Here is a 21,384-nt window from a genome sequence, read left to right on the forward strand (position 1 = left end):
ATGCCGAAGAAAAATAACCAGATATCCGAGAAAACGCTTCTCAAATGGGTCAAGGAGGGGCGTGGCAGTGGACAAGGCTCGGGGTATCGGCCATGGCTAACTGTTCGAGATCTCCCCTCTCTTGGTCGAGTTCATCGTATCTTCGGTCACAAATCTCAACGTACCCACCACCTTCTTTCTGATCTTGAACTTGCCGTATTTCTTCTGCTCGAATGGCTGCCTGAAGTCACCGATATTCGCGAACAATTTCCGCTCGATAGATCGCTTACTAAACAGTTAGCTTTAGACGCCGGTATAAGGCACCCGGCTCAGCAAGGCACTGACCACTTTATGTCGACCGACTTTTTGGTTAATACAACAAAAGAGTCTGAGCCAAAGTATGCTCTTCAGGTGAAGTACATGAACGCCCTCGACGACGAACGTACCGTTGAAAAACTGGAGCTCGAACGTCGTTACTGGGTTGAAAAAGGCATTCCCTGGTACCTCATTACTGAGCAGCAGGTACCAAAAGCGGTGTTGGCCAATGTCGAATGGCTATACCCTGCTGGTCGCCGAACAGAAGAGGAAGAATTGCCATTAGAGCAAATCGAGTTTTATCACCATCACTTTAGCCAAGCTGGTAATAAAACGATTATAGAAGTGTGTAAAAAGCTTGATACGGCCTATGACCTGGAGCCGGGCGAGTCGCTGGGTGAAGTCAGGATTCTTCTTGCAAAACGATATTTCGATTTTGATTTTTTCACACCAATAAGGAAGTTAAAAGCCAGCCAAATAAGTGCATCAGATAGTCGCCGGATTCAAGAGGTGTACCGTGTTTCAAATCAATGAGGTACTTCGATTTCATGACGCTTGCTACAGAGTGCTGGAGTTGCTACCGAGATACTTAGTCTGGATAGATATTGATAATGCTAAAGCCCTTCCGGAGCTTATGTTGCTGGACGAAATCCCTGAATTCATTGATAGCGGTGCTCTTGAGCGCGTTGAGGATCCATATTCAGAATTGAAGTATGAATCGCCCGCTGAAGGCTCTGTCGCGTGCCAAAAGCGAGATAGAAACCTTGAAATACTTGCACCGTTAATTTCACTATCTGAATTTTATGTGCCGAGACGTCGCGGCCCAATTGTTGAAAAAATTGTCACGGAGAATCAGACAACCAAGCAGACGGTGTACCGGCTTGCTCGTCAGTATTGGCAGCGGGGTCAAATACCAAATGCGTTGCTTCCTGATTACAAAAACTCTGGTGGTAAAGGGAAAAAACGAGTAGCGAAAGGCAAAAAGCTTGGGCGTCCCAGAAAGCACCAGCCGGGCGTGGGTGCGATTATTGACCAAGAAACTGAACGCTTATTCAGAATCGCCATTGATAAGTTCATTCTCAATGATAAAGAGCACTCATTTCCCTATGCGCATCGTCGTCTTGAGTCGATGTATAGAACGTACTTCCCTGACGTACCGGAGGAAGATCTTCCAAGTATTTGGCAACTTCGCCACTTCTATAAGCGTGAATATCTGCAACCAGAAACGTTACAAAAACGAGCGTCCGCAAAGGATTTCAGTAAAGATATACGGCCGCTCCACAGTACAGCAAATACACAGGTCCAAGGGCCGGGTTCACGCTATGAAATAGACGCCACGATTGCTGATATATACCTCGTGTCTGACTCAGATAGGCGAAACATAGTTGGCCGCCCGGTAGTTTACTTTGTCATGGATGTTTTCACTCGCATGGTAGCTGGTATGTATATCGGGTTTGAGAACCCATCATACGCAGCAGCGATGCAGGCACTTTATATGGCTGCAACAAGCAAAGTTGAGTATTGCCAAAACCTTGGATTTGACATTACTGATGAGGACTGGCCTTGTGTTGGCCTTCCAGATGCGATCTTAGCAGACAGGGGGGAGCTGTTAGGTCACCAGATTGAGAACCTCGAGAATAGCTTTGCAGTGCGCCTAGAGAATACGCCACCCTATCGAGGTGATGCCAAGGGCATTGTAGAGCGACATTTTCGAACCATGCATGCATCGTTCGGTGCATTTATGCCAGGGCATGTTACGGGCAACTTAGTTAGAAAGCGCGGCGGCGTCGATTACAGGCTGGACGCAAAGTTGACGGTCACAGACTTTACTCAAATCGTGCTGTCATCTGTGCTTCAACATAATCAGTTTGCCGTCCTGGATAAATACGATCGTGATAGCGACATGCCTACTGATTTGCCGAATATACCCTTACAACTTTGGCGTTGGGGTATTCAGAATCGCACTGGCCGACTTCATCGAACTGATAGTGATGCATTACGTATTGCATTGCTGCCACGCGCCCAAGTGACGGTATCTGAACAAGGCGTTAGTCTTTTTGGTCTGCACTACACCTCGCAAGAAATACTCCGCATGGGTTGGACGCATCGCGGGAAAGCAGTGAAACGACCAGGCAAAATGGTGGCGGCGTATGACCCGTTAGTTGCGGATCAGATTCACCTATTTTATGAAATGGGCAACAATAAATATTGGACGTGTAGTTTGACGGAACGCTCTCGGGAGTTCCGAGGTGGTTCGTTCTGGGATGTCTGGCGCATTCAAGAGGAAAAGAAAAAGACCGCCGCAGCGGCAAAAATTGCTGCTAAACAAACTCGCCGGCAACACGAAGAGTTTGTGATCGAGAAACTCGCTCAGGCACAGGCGAGTAGTCCCGCCGACACTGGTACTCCCAAAAGCGAGAAAGTTCGGGCGATTCGAGACAATCGAGCAAATGAAAAGCAATTGGAGCGCCAAAGCAAAGCGGTAAGACCAGAGCCACATCACCAAAAACCAGCAGATGTGATACCACTGAAAGACAGCTCACCAGATCTGGATTATCCCGATTATGTAGACGAGCTTTTTGGAGATGATGACTGATGCCGTTACCCGATAATTTTGTGGCCGCAGTGTATAAAGATCCTGGTGTCTCAAGATACCGGGGTAACCCGCTTATCGAAGCGTTGCCACCAATCATGGACTTGAAGGCGCTGAAGTCACAGTTGACCGGTACAGTAACATTTGACCCCAAGGACTGTTTTACCGAGCCTCATCAAAGAGCGCATGAAATTGCCTCATTGCTTGATGACTTTTTCCAACCGCTATCCATTCACCGGCAACTTGAAGAAAAGCTCTCAGTAATGATTAGAGCAGGCTACGTGGGTAGAAACCCGAAAGACGGCAGTTTAAATCGAAAGATGCAGGATGGTTACCAGCGAATCATGGACGGTGCCTCTAACAATTTCAGGTTTGCTCAGACAAACTCCACTGCCAAATGCCTCTCGTTGATAGGCTGCTCAGGAAGCGGCAAAAGCACCACGGTTAACCGAATTTTATCGACCTATCCCCCTGTCATTTTTCATTCAGATATCAATTTTGTGCAGTTGCCCTATTTGCGTATTGAATGCCCAAGCGATGGTTCATTGAAAAGTCTATGCCTGAATTTCTTCCGAGAAGTAGATCGTACTTTGGATGAGGATTACGAACAGAAATACGCGCGAAAACGCCATGGTACCGAAGTTCTGTTATCGTTAATGGGTCAGTTCGCAACTCAGAAAGCGCTCGGCGTATTGGTGATTGATGAAGTACAACGCTTAGGCTTGAAGCGTTCAGTCAGTAAAGAAGCGATGCTTGAGTTCTTTGTTGCGCTCGTGAATGTTATCGGTGTACCCGTGGTACTGGTGGGAACGCCGAAAGCTAGACCAATCTTCGAAATGGAGCTGCAAGCTGGTCGTAGAAGTGCTGGCTTTGGTTCTTTATTCTGGGAACCCATGCAGCGCCCGAATAAGGCACGAGTAGATAGCAATGGGAAGGCTCGTTTGAGTGAATGGGAGGCCTTCACCAATAAGCTTTGGAAGTATCAGTGGCTTAAGCACAGAAGCGAAACACTTGATGATGCGACGCGAGAACGCTGGTACAGCCTGTCTCAAGGGGTGTTGGATATTGTGGTTAAACTCTTTGTGCTTGCGCAGCTTCGAGCAATTGCGACTGGGATTGAACGAATCACCCCTGAATTGCTGCAAAAAGTGTATGACGATGAGTTAATTCCCGTACATCCGATGCTTGATGCTCTGCGGCGTAATGATGCTGATTTAATCGTTAAATACTCTGATTTGCACCTTCCCTCAATAGATAAGCGCTTGCTGGAACTACGCCACTTAATTGAACAGCAACAAGAACAAAAGAAAACAGAAGTGTCGTTCGGTAACAATGAAAAGGCACTGCGATTATATAATATGCTGCAAGCCATGGACTGTGACTCAACCCTACTCGCACCTCTAATAGAGCGGGTGTTTAAAGAGCATCCAACCCTTGGGTTGCCTGAGCTGACGAAAATTGTACTGGCTTGGTATTCCGAGCCTCAGCCGTCGAAAACCCAAATTCGGGCGTCCAAGCCAAAAAGCATTAAATCAAGTAAATGGCATGAACTTGGCTCTGACGACCTTCGCTTTAAGTATTCGCAGAGAAGTTCAAGCTTTTATAACGACTTACAATTAGGCACTGATATTTTTGATATTCAGTCCAGGCTGAAGCAGGTGAGTTAGATGCTTGGATTTCCGCTACCTTACGAGGGTGAACTCATCTACAGCACCATAGCTAGGCATGGGATTCATAGCGGGATAACCTCACCCAAGGAGCTTCTTCGGGAAGTGTTCGGGAACACGAAACTTATTGCAACCACCGATCTTCATGGTCATCTAAGTCAAGTGAGTGGACTTTACCCGACAGAGTGCGGGTTAACCCCTCAATCACTTCTGTACAAACACACCTTATTCCCCTTGTATGCATGGTTTAATGGTGAAAACAGGCGACGAAAGTTGGCTAAACAACTAGTGAGTGACGCTAAAAGCACAGTGCATCTGAGCACGGGATTCGCAGCCTCACGAGTACGTCAGCCTACTTTTTTACGCTACTGCCCGATGTGCATCGAAGAGCAAGTGGCGCAGCATGGGGAGTGCTATTGGCATCGCGAATGGCAAGTCGCTGGAGTTGATTGCTGTCCAAAGCATGGGGAGCTTCAGACAACTGTTGTCCCTAGAACCAGTAAAATGCGGCACATGTATTGGCCTGCTTCTCGTAAAGTATGCCCGGCATACCAGCAAGTAACGGGTTCGAGGCAAGGTTTGACGTTGCAACACAGCATCCACCAGCTCTTGAACATGGCGGAATCCAGAGCGCCCTCAATTGAACAATGGGGTAGTTATTACAAGTCATTAGCGTGTGACTTTGGCATGAATAAGGGACAACATGTTTTGTATGAGCAAATTGCTGACCGTGTGACTAATTTTTGGTCACAAAACTGGCTTGGTACCCACGGCTTGGCGATCAGTGATAGTGAATATTGCTGGTTGCGAGCGATTTTCCGCAAGCACAGAAAAGCATTTAGTTACTTAGAGCACCTTGCAGTGTTGCATGCTTTTCTCGGTCCTCAATTAAGTGTTCAGCAAGTTTTAACGAGTGTAAACAAAGCCAGGGTACCCAAACGAATGTTTAAGCCATTAGTGACGCCGGCAGCATCAGAATTAGTAGGAGTAAATCGTGAGAAGTGGCTTAATGGACTCAAGCGTTTAGGTACCAAAGGAGCGCGGAAATTCGGATTAGCCGCAATTTATGCTTGGCTTTACCGAAATGACAGGGACTGGCTGTTAACGGTGAACCGGACCTACTTAGGGCGTAAAACACACAGCCAAAGCCGAGTTGACTGGCGTCAGCGAGATCTGAAGACTGTGAAACGCTTTTTTCGGGTTATGAATGGCGCAGAGAGAGAACTGACTGGGTCTAGGCGCTCGACGGTTTGGTATCTGAACCAGCTTTCGAATAAGTCCACTGTTGAAAAGAATTTAAACAAGTTACCCCTCTGTAAACGATTTTTAGCGGTTTACCCTGAGTCGGTATGGGAATGCCAGGTACGTCGTATAACGGCGGCTGTGGCGTCTCTGGTGAGCTCTGATGAGGATGTTAAGCGGTGGGTAGTGCTGAGACAGGCGGGTTTGAGTGACGAGCGCTTAACACCGCAGGCTAAGTATTTGCTTGAGGAGATCATTGGACATTGAATATACAAGATAATCTTAAGGGTTTCACCGACGACACCTGGCTCAATGGTATAGGGTCCCTTTTTCGCAAGAACGGGCATAAGAACTGGGGAATTAACCTAAGCGTGTACCCGTTCGACCAAAACAAAACGATACTCCTTCTGTCTCAGGCTCCCATTACCGTTCGAAAGAATGTCCTCAGACCCACTAAAAATTACAGTCTCCAGGGTGAAACATTATCTTTCAATGTCGAGAATGCTCAAAACTGGGAAGTTGACGCCATTAACAACTGCCCGGCATGGCCGAGAGAGCTGAAAAAAGAAGCAGAACAATTGTGCTTTGTGGTACCGCTTGAAAGCGGTACCACGGTATTTATTCCACAGTTCGAAATGGCGCGAGCACTGTTTTTCAAAAACGTATACCTCTCACGTAGCTGCCTTGATCATGGGGTTTTAGACCGCGAATTCGGAATTGAGTACGACGAGCACGATCCTGAGCACGTTGCGGTGCACGTCAGAGAGCATACGACCTGTGCAGACAACATGTTTAAAGATTATAGCTATCGCCGCTTTTTGGCTTGGGTGCTCCTCGATCCTGAAGCGCGTCGGTCGTATGAAAGTATCAGTCAGCGACAATTAGAAACCGGTAAAAGCCGAGGCTTATATCGAATTTGGGATTTCCAATTTGAGCCGCCGTCCATGAATGGAGCAAGGCTCAAAGTAAGAGGTAATTGGGACCGAGACACAAATACGTTTTTCGTTTATGAAGTTTCGGGCATTGAAAATATCGCCGCCAATGTCCCAGAAGAGGTCGACTTCGTTAGTCCTAAATTCTTTGTTCAGGAACCAGATGGCGGCTCAAGTGGTGGTTCTGCTGAGCGAGCACCAGAACACGAAGTTGAAGATGAAAGTGGTGAGAGCAAAGAGAATTACCCAGTGATTTTGCAGGGTAACGCCACGACGTTTGAGTTCGCGAAGCCGTTTAATACCCGTAAAACGGCTACAAAGACTAAAAGCTCGGGCAGTCGAGGTGATGGAGATAGCGCTCAGGCTTCAAGTGAAGTGAGCACCGAGGAGCAAGGGCCAGATGGAAATCTAGCGTCTGCTGATTGGGATGGGCTTGATGACCAAACAGAGGATACTGCTTTGTATGAAAGCCGCTTCGCTAGCTTTTTTAAAATGCTGGAGATTCTTGAGTCGGCGCATGACTTTGATGTCGTCAAGTTAGGTACGCGAAAACTGCCTAAAGTTGGGCGATGCAATGGCCACACAATGCGCGATGATAGCACTCCTAGAGTTTGGACTGCCGTAAAAATAAGCTTTGATCAGGCAAGTTTCTATTTGTTAGAGGTCGACATGTCAGATGCAGCTAAACCGTTGTCAACTAAAGTAGTCAACGCTCCTTTTGGAAATAAGATCATTGAGCAACGAAGCGAATTTGAAGCCCGCCTTCTCAAGAACTCGTTAAACTGGCCAAAGGCTTATTTGGATGAAATTTGCGGCGCGGATAATCACTCCTTTATCGTGCACCCTAAAACGCAAAAAGCTGGAGAGATAGCTATAGGCGATATTGAGCGTTGGGCTGCGAACGTGCGCAGAAATTTATTAAAGCGTGGGCTCTTCTTGTGATTAAAAGGGTTTTTATCATCGGTAATGGCTTTGATCTCCATCATGGACTACCAACACGGTTCGAAGATTTCCGAGCTTTTGTTTTGAAGCGAAAACCTCAGCTAGTAGTAACGGCAGAAAAGTATCTGTGTGGCCTACGAGGGAATTGGTCCAATTTGGAAGAGGCTTTTGCAAACTTTGATGAGGACTCCTTAATTGACGAAGCGAGTTACTTTTTAAAGTCTTGCGGTGACGACGACTGGAGTGACTCTTTCCACCATGACTATCAGTATGAAATGAATCTGGTGGTTAAGTCGGTGTCTTCAGAGCTCAAAGCCTATTTTTATGAGTGGCTGTGTAGCATTGAAACGAACGAGATTGATGATAGCCAGAAGCTTCATTTTAATGACGATCATAGCTTGTTCTTAAACTTCAATTACACACCAGTTCTTCAGGATTTCTATAGCATTGAGGATGACCAAATTCTGCAAATTCACGGCTCTATTTACGATGGTGAAGACGGCATAGTTTTAGGCCACGGTTGGAGCCCTCAGCACCGGTTCTCGAGCGGAAATGATTTTACAAACATGGAAGATGTCAGAGTTTTAGAGGGGCAGGAAATCATCAACGGATACTTTGAATCGACCTTCAAGCCGACCGCTGACATACTCAGCCTCAATGCTGAATTTTTCAAGCGTATTGCTTACACCAAAACCATACATGTGTTGGGGCATTCTCTATCAATGGTGGATCTGCCCTACTTCAAGGCTGTTGCAGATGCGACATCTGCTGGCCAACCTCGCTGGTATGTTAGTTATTACTCAGAATCAGAAAAGCGACGACATCAGCAAACCATGGCAAGCCTAGGGGTTGATGAAAAAACAATCGAATTCCAGGCGCTAGCACAGTGAAAAATATACAGTATTGATGTTACTGCAAAATAAAGTTTGACAAACAAACTCTGCTCACCTATCATATTTCTGTAGCGGCTCTACTGCATTTATTCGAGTCCGCTATTAGGAAGGCGCATTGGCAGGTTGCCTCCTGCCAATGCCGTCATTAACCAATAACCCTTCAAAAGTTACGAGGTAAATAGACTATGAAAGTATATCAGATAAATTATGACCTAAGAAATCAGCGTAATTACGAACGACTTCACGAGAAAATTCAATCGTTAGGAAAGTGGGCTCATGTACTCAATTCCTGCTGGATAATTGAATCAAACATGACAGCAACTCAAATACGGGATTATTTAGCGGCTGTTATGGACAATGACGACGGCCTGCTTGTTACTCAGCTGACAGGAGAAGCTGCGTGGCGAAATCTCGATGAGGACGGCACTTTAACTCGTTGGCTGCAAAGTACGCTTGGTCGAGCTGCATAATCAACGCGCCAAGGATGGCGCATTCAAGGAGGTTCAATGACTAAAAAAATCACTTCCAATATCGTGCCGCTTGGAAGCATTGCTGATGTTCGTATGGGGTTTACCTTTCGTGAGAGTATTTGCGAGGCTAAACATGGCAATACACACATTATTCAGTTGAAAGACACGCGTCAAATTTGGGACGGAACGCAGTCAACGGTGATTCAAGTGAGTGATCTTCCGCAAATAAGCTGGCAAGGTAAGGATAAAGCATTTTTACAGGTGGAAAGTATTTTACTGCCATCAAAAGGAAGCTTTTTAAAGGCATTTCAACTGGATCCAGCGCAAGCAAGCTTACCTATTGTAGTCAGCAGTCAGTTTCTGGTGATTACAGTAAAAGAAAGCTACCAAAGTAACATCTCAACGGACTTTCTTTGTTGGTTGCTGAATGAGCCAGAAACACAAAGAGCATTGCTGGGAGAGAGCCAAGGCACCAATATTCGGTTACTGAAAGCGTCGGCGGTGAAGCAAGTGCATGTTCCAATTCCGGCACGAACAAGACAAAACGAGATCCTGCACTTAAATAGCATGTGGGAAAAGGAAAAACAGCTGACCCACGCCCTTCTCGCGAATCGTGAGACAATGATGAAAGGCCTGTTTCAGCAATTACTCAAGGAGACGAACTAATATGAACGAAAAAGTAAGCCAAGACTCAATTAATAAAGCGCTATGGGCCGCCTGCGACACTTTCCGTGGCACGGTAAACGCGGGTACCTACCAAGATTTTCTATTAACCATGCTGTTCTTAAAATACATCTCGGACGTATGGCAAGACCATTACGACCAGTATAAAGCTGAGCATGGCGATGTACCGGAGCTAATTGAAGAGCTGATGAAGAATGAGCGCTTTGTGTTGCCGCCGGATGCAAGTTACTACGCGTTGTATGAGCGCCGGTATGAGCCGGGTAATGGCGAGCGTATCGACCAAGCCTTACATGCTATTGAAGAAGCCAATGGCACCAAGCTCAAAGACGCCGGCAAGAGCGTGTTCCAAGACATTAGTTTCAATACCGATAAACTCGGCGAAGAAAAGCAAAAGAACGATATTCTGCGCCACCTACTCGAAGATTTTTCCAAGCCTGAGCTGAACCTTAAACCCAGCCGCGTTGGCAGTCTTGATGTCATCGGCAATGCCTATGAATATTTGATTAAGAACTTTGCCGCGAGTGGCGGGCAAAAAGCCGGGGAATTCTATACGCCGCCGGAGGTGTCGGACTTAATTGCCGAGCTTCTCGACCCGCAACCCGGTGACAGCATTTGTGACCCCGCATGCGGCTCTGGCTCCTTGCTGATGAAGTGTGGTCGTAAGGTGGTGGCGAATCATGGTAGCAAGCAGTATGCGCTGTTCGGGCAAGAAGCGATTGGCTCAACATGGTCATTCGCGAAGATGAACATGTTCCTGCATGGCGAAGATAACCACAAAATTGAGTGGGGCGATACCATTCGCAACCCTAAGCTACTCGACAAAAACGGCGATTTAATGCTGTTTGATATCGTGACTGCAAACCCGCCCTTTAGTTTAGACAAATGGGGCCATGAAGACGCTCAGAACGATAAATTTGGGCGCTTTCGCCGTGGCGTGCCACCCAAAACCAAAGGCGACTATGCCTTTATCCTGCACATGATTGAAACGCTGAAGCCGGGCTCGTCGTCAACACTTGGTGGTCGCATGGGTGTGGTTGTGCCCCATGGCGTGCTCTTCAGAGGCTCGGCGGAAGGCAAAATACGTAAGCAGCTTATTGATGAAAATCTACTCGACGCAGTAATTGGTTTACCGGAGAAGCTGTTCTACGGCACGGGTATTCCGGCTGCTATTTTGGTGTTTAAGAAAAGCAAAACGGACGAAAAGGTGTTGTTCATTGACGCTTCGCGTGAGTTTAAGTCGGGTAAAAACCAGAACCAGCTCAGCGACGAGAACATTCAAAAAGTGGTGGATACGTACCGCGCTCGCCAAAGCGTGGAAAAGTACGCCTATTTAGCTACCCTCGAAGAAATTCAGGAAAACGATTACAACCTGAACATCCCCCGCTACGTCGATACCTTTGAGGAAGAAGCAGAAATTGACCTTATGGCGGTAAGGGCCGAGCGCGAGCAGCTGAAAGCGCAATTGACTGAACTGGAGAGCCAGATGGCCGAGTATCTCGAGGAGTTGGGTTATGGTGCCTGAGGGATGGGAAAAAAGAGACCTTCACGGATTAATAAAGGTTAGGCACGGGTTTGCTTTCAAAAGTAAGTTTTTTGCTGCTCGCGGTGATTTCATTTTGCTTACTCCAGGTAGCTTTAATGAATCTGGCGGCTTTAGAGACCAAGGTGAGAAGACAAAATACTATGTTGGAGACGTACCGGATGGGTACTTGCTAAAAAAGGGTGATATGCTTCTAGCAATGACAGAGCAAGCTAAAGGTCTTCTGGGTAGCGCTCTTTTTGTTCCAGAAAATAACAAATATCTGCATAACCAACGGCTAGGCTTAGTTCAGATTACAGCGCCAGAACAAGTCCTTATTGAGTTCTTATACTTACTTTTCAATGCCCCAGCAACAAGAAAGCAGATTACAGAACAATCGACCGGAACAAAAGTGAAGCATACTTCGCCAGAACGATTGTGTTCGGTTATTGGGCTTATCCCTCCGTTTCCTGAACAAATGAAGATCGCCCTAATTATCTCAACCTGGGATAAGGTCATCACCACCACCGAACAACTGCTCGCCAATAGCCAGCAGCAGAAAAGAGCTCTGATGCAACAATTGCTTTCCGGTAAAAAGCGCCTATTGGATGAGAATAAGGTTAGGTTCAGTGGGGAGTGGAAGTGGCTGAAAGTTTCCGATCTGTTAAAGGTTAGAAAGGAGAAACAAGTTCCTACAGAAGATATACCACTGTTCTCTCTTACTATTGAAGATGGAATTACGCCAAAATCAGCTCGTTATAACCGGGAGTTTCTGGTTAAAAATACTGATGAGAAGAAATATAAGCTAGTAAAGCCAAATGATATCGTTTACAACCCAGCTAACTTGCGCTGGGGCGCAATAAATTTCAGCAGAATTGATCACTCTGTTGTTGTATCCCCCATCTACGAGGTTTTGCATTTGAAGGATGAAAATAATTCTTCGCTAGAATTTATTGCGCAAAAACTTATGATGCCAGACCAAATTGGTAGATTTGCTGCAATGGTAGAGGGAACACTTGTAGAAAGGATGGCAGTAAAAATTGAACCATTTCTTGCCACGAAGTTGAGTGTACCGCAAAGTCTTGAAGAACAACAAAAAATCGCTGCCGTGCTTTCTGCTGCCGATCAGGAAATCACTGCCCTGAAGCAAAAGCTGGATGCCCTGAAGCAAGAGAAAAAGGCCCTGATGCAGCAGCTGTTGACCGGCAAACGTCGTGTGAAAGTTGATGAGGTTGCTGCATGAAAGAACTTGACAAGGATATGACTTTTGCATCCCGTGATGAATTCAGGCGAGAGCCGGTCGCTGACCAGTTGATAAGCCTATTGAGGTCAGAGATTGAAATTTCTCCCCTAGTGATTGATGGCGATTGGGGAACTGGCAAAACGGAGTTTTGCACCAAGCTTAAAAATAAATTGGAATCAACGAGTGATTTTCGTGCGGTTTATATTGATGCGTTTAAGGCTGACCATGCAGATGACCCATTGATGACAATTCTGAGCGCCATTTTGTCATTAGTCGATGGTGGCGAAAAAGAAAACTTACGCAAGAAGGCTTTACCAGTTTTACGTTTTGGAGCCAAGGTTGCAGGAAAGGCACTGGTGAGTCATTTTTTGCGCACTGATCCGGAAACGTTGGCAGCCGATTTTTCGCAGGAGCTCGATAAAGCCTCCGATGATTTTATCGATTCTGCAGTTCGCACAATACTAAAAGATCACGAAGAGGCTGAGGCAAATATCAATGCATTGCAGGACACCCTTGCCAGCATTGCAGAAGAAAAGCCGATCGTTATTTTTATTGACGAACTAGATCGGTGTCGCCCCGATTTTGCAGTGCAAATGTTAGAACTGATAAAGCATACGTTCGACGTAACCGGCGTACAATTTGTGTTAGTAACGAACATGAAGCAGCTTACTTCAGCCGTTCATCATGCGTATGGTGTGGGCGAGGATGCGAAACGTTATCTTGAAAAATTCATCAAATTTCGGTGTGTTTTGCCAGAGCGATTTAATCAAAGTGGTGACTCATATTCAAAGGAGCGGGAAGCATCAATCGAGCATCTCCGTGCAAAGCTCTCAGCGAGCAAAACTCTAGAGGGCACTAAAATTGCTGGAACTCAAAATAGAGTTGCACAGTTTGCCGAAGAGCTCTCGTCTAATCGCGAACTGTCATTGCGCGAGGTTGAAACATTCGTTCGTCACCTAGAAATCTATCACCAACTCACTCAAGGATTAAGTGACAGACAACACTTTGGATATACGTTAATTAGTATTTTTGCTGTATTTGTATATTGCTTTGATGCTGAACTAACAAGATTAATTCTGACTAGAAATCTAAGAGAGGAGAACCTCTCTGCGGGGTTAGGCTTAATTCGAGTAGATGATTTTGAAAGTCGGGATTTTTTTCAAAGTCCTATTAGTATTATTGCTTATTTTATCTGCAGGGACATTGAAGGTTCGACAGCGGCGGCTGAACCTCCCGGTGATTATCGAGATAGCGTAGCGCAAATTGGACAAAGCCTTTTCGGGCCTTGGGGCATAGACGAAGGCCAAGCAATTGAAACGCTTAGAGATGCAATTGTTGCGTTCAGTTTAGGCGCTAGTACATGATCGATGAAATGACATAAGGAACATGCATGAAAACAACGGTATGTGTTGCTGAACATCGCAGACTCTATGGCGAACATTGCAAATTTTCCCATCTGGGGCTATATTACAGGGTAACAACACCCGCAACGCCTCTGATTCAAGCGTACCAGTGCGGGTTTTTTTATGCCTGAATCCCGTGTTTTTTCCAAACAACCCCTTGACTATGAAGCTCTAGTTGCAAAACTTGAGCTTAGGGGGTTGATCATCAATGACCATAACGCTGCCCTAATGCAGCTTCAACGGATTAGTTACTATCGGTTTGTGGGTTATGGCTTGCCATTTGAGTGCTACTCGTCTGATGGGGTGCGCTTGGGCGCTTACCTAGCGGGTACTCGCTTCGAACATATTTTAAAGCTCTACAATGATGATGTTCTTTTACGCCACCATATCCTTGAGGCACTGGGTGAAATTGAGATTGGGGTACGTAATCTCGTTAATCACACCATGTGCTTGCAACACCAGAATGCACATTGGTTTATGGACTCAGCAAACTTTGTCGAAAGCGATAAATTCAAGCATCAAAAGCTGTTGAAGAAAATCGCTGTCGATACATCCAAGGCAGCATTAGATGGCTCTGAAAAGCAACAGCAAAGAGAGCTCTTTATTCAGCATTATTACTCACGTTATGACGAACCACCATACCCTCCAGGCTGGATGATCGCTGAAGTACTTTCATTGGGCTCATGGTCAACTATATATGCACATTTTGCAGTGAGTAGAGATAAGAAAGCGATATCTAAGCGCTTAGACCTGTCTCCAGCGACCCTAACATCGTGGCTGCACGCGCTAACTTATTTGCGGAATTTATGCGCACACCATGGCCGCCTTGCAAGGAGGCACCTGACAATACAGCCCAAGCAAGACAAAGCACTGCCTATCCGAGAGAAACCATGCTTATTTAATTATTTGTGTGTAATTTGGTATCTACTTGAACGGATATTCCCCGAGAGTGAGTGGCTAGACAGATTATTTGATATTGTTGAGCGTGTGGACCAAAAGTTTGAGGTTTATGGTATTCCAAACGATTGGTTTGAAGATGAATTTTGGCTGGCCGTAAAATAGAGTAAAACAATGGAAAACGTAAGTAGCACCCCGAAATTTCAGGAAGAATATGCGGCTAAACTGCCTGCAATGGCATTGTTAGCGAACTTGGGGTGGGAATTTTTGCCGCCAGCGGAAGCGCTATTGGTGCGTGGAAACAAGCAAGACCAAGTGGTATTGCGCCAAGTATTGCGTGAAGTTTTGGCCAAGCGCACATTTATGTATGCGGGTGAAAAACGCTCACTTTCCAATAACTCAATCGACACTATTATTTCGCAGCTTTGCTCACCTGCACTCAATGAGGGGCTGCGCCATGCCAACGAAAAAACTTATAACCATTTACTCTATGGTATGTCGGTTACCGAGTTCGTTGACGGTAAACGTGTCAGCCCCACTATTCCGTTAATTGATTGGTATGATTTAGAGAACAACGTTTTTCAGTTTACCGAAGAATATTCGGTAACTCGCGCCAATGGCCTCGATTCGAGGCGTCCCGACTTAGTTTGTTTTGTGAATGGCTTGCCCTTGGTGGTGATTGAAGCCAAGCGGCCTGATGGCAATGCTCAGAAAGGCCCGACCGTGACCGAAGGCATATCGCAGAGCTTACGCAACCAGCGCCCAGACGAAATTCCTCATTTGTTTGCCTATGCACAGCTGTTGCTGTCGATTAACGGCACAGACGGGCGCTACGGTACCGTGGAAACTCCGGAGAAGTTTTGGGCTGCCTGGACTGAAGAAGATATCAACGATACCCAAATGTTGGCGCTTAAAAATGCGAAACACACTGAATTACAAATAAACCAGCTGCTTGCTCACCGACACCCGCGAGATTTATCGTGGTATCAAAATCTCTTGGCAGGTGGCGACCTTATGTTGAGCGGCCAAGACCGCTTGCTGATTAGCTTGCTCTCTCGCGACCGATTGTTCGATATGGTGCGTTACTTCACTATTTTCGATAAGAGAATTGGCAAGATTGTTGGCCGTTATCAACAGGTATTCGGGATTAAACGCTTGATAGAGCGCATTCAAAAACGCAAGAAAAACGGTGGTCGTGAAGGCGGCGTGATTTGGCATACCACGGGTTCCGGAAAGTCTTTTACCATGGTCTTTTTATCTAAGACGCTCATTCTTCATGAGGAGCTCAAACAATGTCGGGTGATTGTAGTCACCGATCGCGTCGACTTGGAAAAACAGTTATCGGATACCTTTGCATCTGGCGGTGAAATTGCTAGTAAGAAAGACCGTGAGTCTGCCATGGCGACCTCGGGCAAACGCTTAGCGCAGCAGATTGGTAAGGGCCAAGAACGCATTGTTTTTACGCTGATTCAAAAGTTTAATTCGGCAACCAAACTCAAAGATTGCTACAACCCAAGTGCCGATATTATTGTGCTGATTGACGAAGGCCATCGCAGCCAAGGTGGTGAAAATAGCATTCGCATGGAGCAAGCGCTTCCAAAAGCCGCGTTCGTTGCCTTTACCGGTACACCACTGCTAAAAAACGATAAGACCACTAATAAATTTGGCTCTATTGTGCATGCTTACACCATGCAGCGCGCAGTAGAGGATAAAACCGTTACCCCACTTCTGTATGAGGAGCGGATACCCGATTTAGACGTAAGTGAGCGTGCGATTGATGCATGGTTCGAGCGCATCACTGAAGGTTTAAGTGATGAGCAAAAAGCTGACCTCAAGAAGAAGTTCGCGAAACGTGGTCAAGTGTATGGTGCCGACGATCGCATTCGTTTGATTGCCTATGACATTGCCCACCATTTCGATAAAAACATTGGTGACACGTTAAAAGGCCAGCTTTGCTGCGACAGCAAAGCGTCCGCTATTAAGTACAAGCGTTATCTTGACGAAGTGAGCTTATTTGAGTCTGCGGTTGTAATGAGCTCTCCCGATACACGTGAGGGTAATACGGCTGTTGACGACGAAGCCATGCCTGAAGTCACCAAGTGGTGGAAAGAGACTGTGGGCGGTGGTGATGAGCAAACGTATACCCAGCACTTAATTGAGCGTTTCGCGCATGATCCCAAGCTAAAAATTATTATCGTTGTCGACAAATTACTCACCGGATTTGATGAGCCACGTAATGCGGTGCTGTACATCGACAAACCTTTAAAAGGTCATAATCTGATTCAGGCCATTGCGCGGGTAAACCGGTTACATCCCGACAAGCAATTTGGGCTGTTAATTGACTATCGCGGTATTTTGGCCGAGCTCGATACGACCATTAAGGATTACCAAGACCTAGCGTCGCGCACGCAAGGCGGCTACGACATCAATGATATTGACGGTTTATATCAGCAGATGAGTACCGAATATAAAAGGTTACCGCAGCTCTATAAGGAGCTTTGGAGTATTTTCGATGGTGTGAAGAATAAATCTGATATTGAAGCGCTCAAGCAGGTGCTCGTTCCTCGCATGGAAGAGCGCAAAGGAGAGTTTGTAGATGTAAACCTGAAAATCCGCGAGGATTTCTATGAGGCACTTACCAACTTCGCCAGCTGTTTAAAAGTAGCTTTGCAATCGAAAAGCTTTTTTGACGATACCAGTTTTACTAATCAAGACCGTGCGACTTATAAAGAAGCGGTAAAGCAACTGTCAAGCCTTCGCCAAGTGGTGCAGCAAGATTCAGGAGAAAAAGTAAGTTACGACAAATACGCAGCTGAAGTGAAAAAGCTCCTTGATAAACATGTAATGGGTGTAAGTGTGCGCGACGCTGACGGGGTTTATGAAGTCGGTAAAATGGGCCAAAACACCAGCCCAGAAGAATGGAGCGAAGATAAAACGCGTAATGAAACAGACATTATTAAAACGCGCATTACCAAAACCATAGAGCAAGAGCTGCGCGACGATCCCTACGCACAAGAAGCGTTCTCCAAACTGTTACGTCAAGCTATTGAAGAAGCAGAAAAGCTGTTTGACCATCCATTAAAACAGTACATGCTGTTCCATGAGTTTGAAGCACAGGTGCAAGCCCGTCGCTTAGAGGATATGCCCGAGGTGTTTGCCACCAATAAACATGCACAAGGTTACTATGGCGTGTTTAAACAAAACCTACCTGAAGCATTTGCGTTGATGGATGAACAATCCCAGGGAAAATGGACTGGCCTTGCTTTTAAAGTGGATGAAATAGTGAGCCAATCGGTTTCTGAAAACTCGATTAACCCACGAAACATTGAAGCCGATATTCGCAAACGCTTACTACCGCTGATTTTTGCCGAGTGCAAAAGTTTAGGGGGTGGTATTGATCAAGCAAAACGCATTGTGGAGTCGGTGGTTCAAATTGTTCGTGTGGGCCGGTTGGACGCATAGCAATGAATGTTGCAGTTCAAGGCTTTCATTACGGGGACGAATGGATTCCCTTTAGCCGGCGAGACACTAAAAGTATAGCCAACAAAGTAACCATTAAGGTGAAACCAGACTGCACCGTGCATGTTTCGGCACCCGTGAGCGCTCCGGACAAAGACGTTTTAGCCGCCGTGCGTAAACGTGGGCGTTGGGTTTATCAACAGTTACGTGAGTTTCGTCAGCAACGAGAGCATTTGAACCCAAGGAAGTACGTGAGTGGTGCGAGCCACTATTACCTTGGTAAGCGATATATGTTGAAAGTTGAGCTGAATCCGAATGCGCCTCGCTCTGCGAAGCTGCTTCGGGGGTATATCCATGTCAGTATTCGAGAAAATCAACCAGAGCGCGTTAAGCTCGCATTAGAAAAGTTTTACAAAGCCCGTGCCAAAGATGTTTTTCAGAAACGTTTAGATGCCGTTTTGGAGCAAGCACTTTGGGTTGAAAACCGACCACCTATCCGAGTGCTCACAATGCAAACCCAATGGGGGAGTTGCTCACCGAAGGGGCGTATTACCCTAAACCCACTTTTAGTAAAAGCGCCGAGAGAATGTATCGACTACGTGATACTGCACGAGCTTTGCCATATTGCAGAACACAACCATAGTGAGCGCTTTTACCGGTTGATGAGCCAAGTGATGCCGAATTGGGAAAAGGTAAAGCTGCGGCTCGATCAGATGGCTGGGAGGGTTTTTAACAGTTGAAGTACGGAAACGGAAAATATAGATGAGCAACAGTGAAAGCACAAACACTCTCAAAACATTGATAGATCTAACCAAAGCAGTGCTAACGGTAGTGGTAGCCTCTTGTGTGGTAGTATTGCTTATATATGTCTATTTTGCGGTCAAACATGATTGGGCCCTGGCCCAAAAACCTGAACACTTAGCGCAATTTGGAAATTATCTTACTGGTACGGTAGGTATAGCGTTGGCATTTGCAACTTTATTTGTTCTCACGCTGTCGATGATTTTGCAAAAGCATGACAATACAAATGCTATACGAGCAAGCACTCAAGCGTTTATTTTGAATGAGTTCCGTTCTGCTATCAAAGAGGTGAAAGATGACCTAGAGGCTCACAATAAGGCATTCTCAATCGAACAGTCAAAACTTCCGGGTAGTACCGATTCAATAACTGCAACAATGTACTATTGGGACTTATTTCATGGAGGTTTACGTGATAGTGCACCTGGAGAAAACCCGGAGCGCATTATCGTCGTTGATACTAACTGGAATGATTTTTTCGATGTTAATGAACGCTTAGAGGAGTACAACCGAGAGAAGCTGTATAGATACGCTGTCAAGCTAGCAAAATTAAGGTTGTTAATTGCTAGGTACTTAGAAAAAGGCGGTCTTTCAGACGTTTTCTTAGAAGAAGTTGTGGATGCACAGGCATCTATCAAATATCTTGAGAAACCGATTTCTATGGTGTGCAATATAAACGAGCCAAGTAAAGTGACCAGGGCTGTGAAAATGGTATATGAAGCTTCTGTTGAGTTAATTGCGGTGACGGAAAAGTGTTCACTTGATTCATGAGCATCTCGATTTTAACGCCAATACTTGATTTTGGTATGATACTTTATTACACGAACTTCGGCAGGTTTAGATTTGTGGCCAATATTGAGTATGATACTTTATTTTTTCAGTGCTAAATCTCGGTAACGAAAAATCAGCAACTTACAGAGCGCTGAGTATGAAGCTTTATTACTACGCCACACGCAGTGTGGGTGGACATTAAAGATCTTTATAAACATTAAAGATGCTAAACTAACATTAAAGTTTAACATCTTTGTGACCAAAATTCGTTCGATGGGATGTAAGGCACTAGCAAGTATTCAAGGCTTGTAATTGAGTGGAAAGTAGTTCATAATTCAATCTGTAGCTTGTGGCGGTAGGAACATCCCCACGTTAAAAACCCAAATTCCTTGTTTGTTGTGGCGGTAGGAACATCCCCACGTTAAAAACCCAAATTCCTTGTATAAAGCTACCGAAACCCCAGTATTTATACTGGGGTTTTTGTATGGAGAAAATATGGAACTTCGAAAGCTATCAGGATCCTTTTACGCTGATAACGAAAAGGTTTTGCAGGCCTTGGACTTTGACATGCAGCTGAATGCTTGGCGCGATGTTAAAGTCAGAGGGCATGGCATAGTTGAAATTTCGATTAATAAGCTAACGTTTGCAATTCCCGCCCGCTCATTTATTAAGCATAACGCATCATTAATTCTTGAGGTCGATAGACAACGTAAAAACGTCAAGGGTATGGGTTTAGATTATTCGAAAGCGTTGTTAATTAAAGATAGAAAATATATCTCGGGTGAAGTATTTCTCCTAAAAAGTAAAGCAGCAGGAAAGAAGCTTGTAGGCTTGGAGGAGCATATCACCAAGCAGTTTAGCAAGTATGTGGAGCGATATATTTCAGCAGTGAAAGCTCGAGATGTGAACATCCTAAAGAGCTTTGAGTATAAATACACCACCCTAGTTAATTATCACGTGGAGCTTGGTCTTTAAGCCCATTAGGTTAATTAATCTAACACGCAGCTTGTAGCTGGTAACCAAAAATTTTCAGATAGGGTCTGAGTGCAAACCACGATATCTAAGCTCTCACACCGTGAGCGGTTCTTAAGTTCTCAACCGTATCCACGAGCCGCTCAAAACATGCCTGACATAGATCGAAATGAAAATTTTCACCGTCTCGATCTGATCCATAGCCAAATGAAGCTTGAAGGACGCCAAACCCCTCGAAGTTATCGAACCGACATTCCGCACCAATTTCAGGAATATAATCGTCGGTAGCGTTCGCCGAGCACATCAATAATTACCTGCTGCCGGGGCTGGAGGTTTACAACCAGCGGCGGCCCTTCTCCGACGGTCAGTTCGTGGAGCCCGCTGAAGCACAGAAATACCCAGCGAGCGGTCGGGTTCTGACACGGCTTTTTCTTCATATCCGGAAAGGTCTGATTATGGGCCTTGAGTCCGGTGCGGAGTAAGCGTTCATTTGAAGGCGTTATTGACGGCGCGCAGGCTTGCCGTATTAGATTTCGCGGATGGAGCGCACTAAACCGGGAGGCAGCTTCCACTGTCGACCGTCTTCTGTGGCGATGACCACCGTT

Annotated in this window: 16 protein-coding genes and 1 pseudogene; 16 read left to right on the forward strand and 1 reads right to left on the reverse strand. The window is 45.7% G+C overall.

Annotated elements, in window-relative coordinates; all coding sequences use genetic code 11:
- The 16 genes from CWE07_RS08360 to tenpIN all read left to right on the forward strand — a co-directional run bounded on the left by CWE07_RS08360 (window position 1) and on the right by tenpIN (window position 20,782).
- The gene (locus CWE07_RS08360; protein ID WP_111569444.1) at window positions 1–828 is read left to right on the forward strand and encodes a TnsA endonuclease N-terminal domain-containing protein; all 828 of its coding nucleotides are present in this window, start codon (window positions 1–3) and stop codon (window positions 826–828) included.
- Entirely contained in the window at window positions 812–2,890 is a 2,079-nt protein-coding gene (locus tag CWE07_RS08365; protein ID WP_111569445.1) for a Mu transposase C-terminal domain-containing protein, read from the forward strand. The genes CWE07_RS08360 and CWE07_RS08365 overlap by 17 nt, the downstream gene beginning before the upstream one ends.
- Window positions 2,890–4,554, forward strand: coding sequence for an AAA family ATPase (locus CWE07_RS08370; protein ID WP_111569446.1), 1,665 nt, complete (start codon window positions 2,890–2,892; stop codon window positions 4,552–4,554). The genes CWE07_RS08365 and CWE07_RS08370 overlap by 1 nt, the downstream gene beginning before the upstream one ends.
- Window positions 4,555–6,063: a TnsD family Tn7-like transposition protein gene (locus tag CWE07_RS08375; RefSeq protein ID WP_111569447.1), complete on the forward strand. Its 1,509-nt coding sequence runs from the start codon at window positions 4,555–4,557 to the stop codon at window positions 6,061–6,063.
- The gene (locus tag CWE07_RS08380; protein ID WP_241974104.1) at window positions 6,060–7,670 is read left to right on the forward strand and encodes a Tn7-like element transposition protein TnsE; all 1,611 of its coding nucleotides are present in this window, start codon (window positions 6,060–6,062) and stop codon (window positions 7,668–7,670) included. The genes CWE07_RS08375 and CWE07_RS08380 overlap by 4 nt, the downstream gene beginning before the upstream one ends.
- Window positions 7,667–8,560 carry a bacteriophage abortive infection AbiH family protein gene (locus CWE07_RS08385; protein WP_241974107.1) on the forward strand — a complete coding sequence of 298 codons (894 nt, stop codon included), beginning with the start codon at window positions 7,667–7,669 and terminating at the stop codon, window positions 8,558–8,560. The genes CWE07_RS08380 and CWE07_RS08385 overlap by 4 nt, the downstream gene beginning before the upstream one ends.
- A gap of 188 nt (window positions 8,561–8,748) precedes the next feature.
- A complete protein-coding gene (locus tag CWE07_RS08390; protein ID WP_111569449.1) occupies window positions 8,749–9,033 on the forward strand; it encodes a DUF3884 family protein in 285 nt (94 codons plus the stop codon).
- A 36-nt stretch (window positions 9,034–9,069) separates the two neighbouring features.
- On the forward strand, window positions 9,070–9,699 hold the full coding sequence (locus CWE07_RS08395) for a restriction endonuclease subunit S (RefSeq protein ID WP_111569450.1): 630 nt from the start codon (window positions 9,070–9,072) through the stop codon (window positions 9,697–9,699).
- A 1-nt stretch (window position 9,700) separates the two neighbouring features.
- The gene (locus CWE07_RS08400; protein WP_111569451.1) at window positions 9,701–11,239 is read left to right on the forward strand and encodes a type I restriction-modification system subunit M; all 1,539 of its coding nucleotides are present in this window, start codon (window positions 9,701–9,703) and stop codon (window positions 11,237–11,239) included.
- The gene (locus tag CWE07_RS08405) at window positions 11,229–12,479 is read left to right on the forward strand and encodes a restriction endonuclease subunit S (RefSeq protein ID WP_111569452.1); all 1,251 of its coding nucleotides are present in this window, start codon (window positions 11,229–11,231) and stop codon (window positions 12,477–12,479) included. The genes CWE07_RS08400 and CWE07_RS08405 overlap by 11 nt, the downstream gene beginning before the upstream one ends.
- The gene (locus CWE07_RS08410) at window positions 12,476–13,843 is read left to right on the forward strand and encodes a KAP family P-loop NTPase fold protein (protein ID WP_111569453.1); all 1,368 of its coding nucleotides are present in this window, start codon (window positions 12,476–12,478) and stop codon (window positions 13,841–13,843) included. Before CWE07_RS08405 ends, CWE07_RS08410 begins: the two co-directional genes overlap by 4 nt.
- 162 nt (window positions 13,844–14,005) lie before the next feature.
- Window positions 14,006–14,944: an Abi family protein gene (locus CWE07_RS08415; protein ID WP_111569454.1), complete on the forward strand. Its 939-nt coding sequence runs from the start codon at window positions 14,006–14,008 to the stop codon at window positions 14,942–14,944.
- Window positions 14,945–14,953: 9 nt separating this feature from the next.
- A complete protein-coding gene (locus tag CWE07_RS08420; protein WP_111569455.1) occupies window positions 14,954–18,241 on the forward strand; it encodes a type I restriction endonuclease subunit R in 3,288 nt (1,095 codons plus the stop codon).
- A gap of 2 nt (window positions 18,242–18,243) precedes the next feature.
- Complete coding sequence (locus tag CWE07_RS08425; RefSeq protein WP_111569456.1) at window positions 18,244–18,978, forward strand: M48 family metallopeptidase; 735 nt, start codon at window positions 18,244–18,246, stop codon at window positions 18,976–18,978.
- Window positions 18,979–19,000: 22 nt separating this feature from the next.
- Window positions 19,001–19,807: a hypothetical protein gene (locus CWE07_RS08430; RefSeq protein WP_111569457.1), complete on the forward strand. Its 807-nt coding sequence runs from the start codon at window positions 19,001–19,003 to the stop codon at window positions 19,805–19,807.
- 495 nt (window positions 19,808–20,302) lie between these two features.
- Window positions 20,303–20,782, forward strand: coding sequence for a type III toxin-antitoxin system TenpIN family toxin (gene tenpIN / locus CWE07_RS08435; RefSeq protein WP_111569458.1), 480 nt, complete (start codon window positions 20,303–20,305; stop codon window positions 20,780–20,782).
- A 263-nt stretch (window positions 20,783–21,045) separates the two neighbouring features.
- On the opposite strand, the pseudogene CWE07_RS14430 reads toward tenpIN, so the two are convergent.
- A pseudogene (locus CWE07_RS14430) lies at window positions 21,046–21,384 on the reverse strand (hypothetical protein); the annotation flags it as partial.

The organism is Aliidiomarina maris (genome assembly GCF_003987335.1).
GTDB lineage: Bacteria > Pseudomonadota > Gammaproteobacteria > Enterobacterales > Alteromonadaceae > Aliidiomarina > Aliidiomarina maris.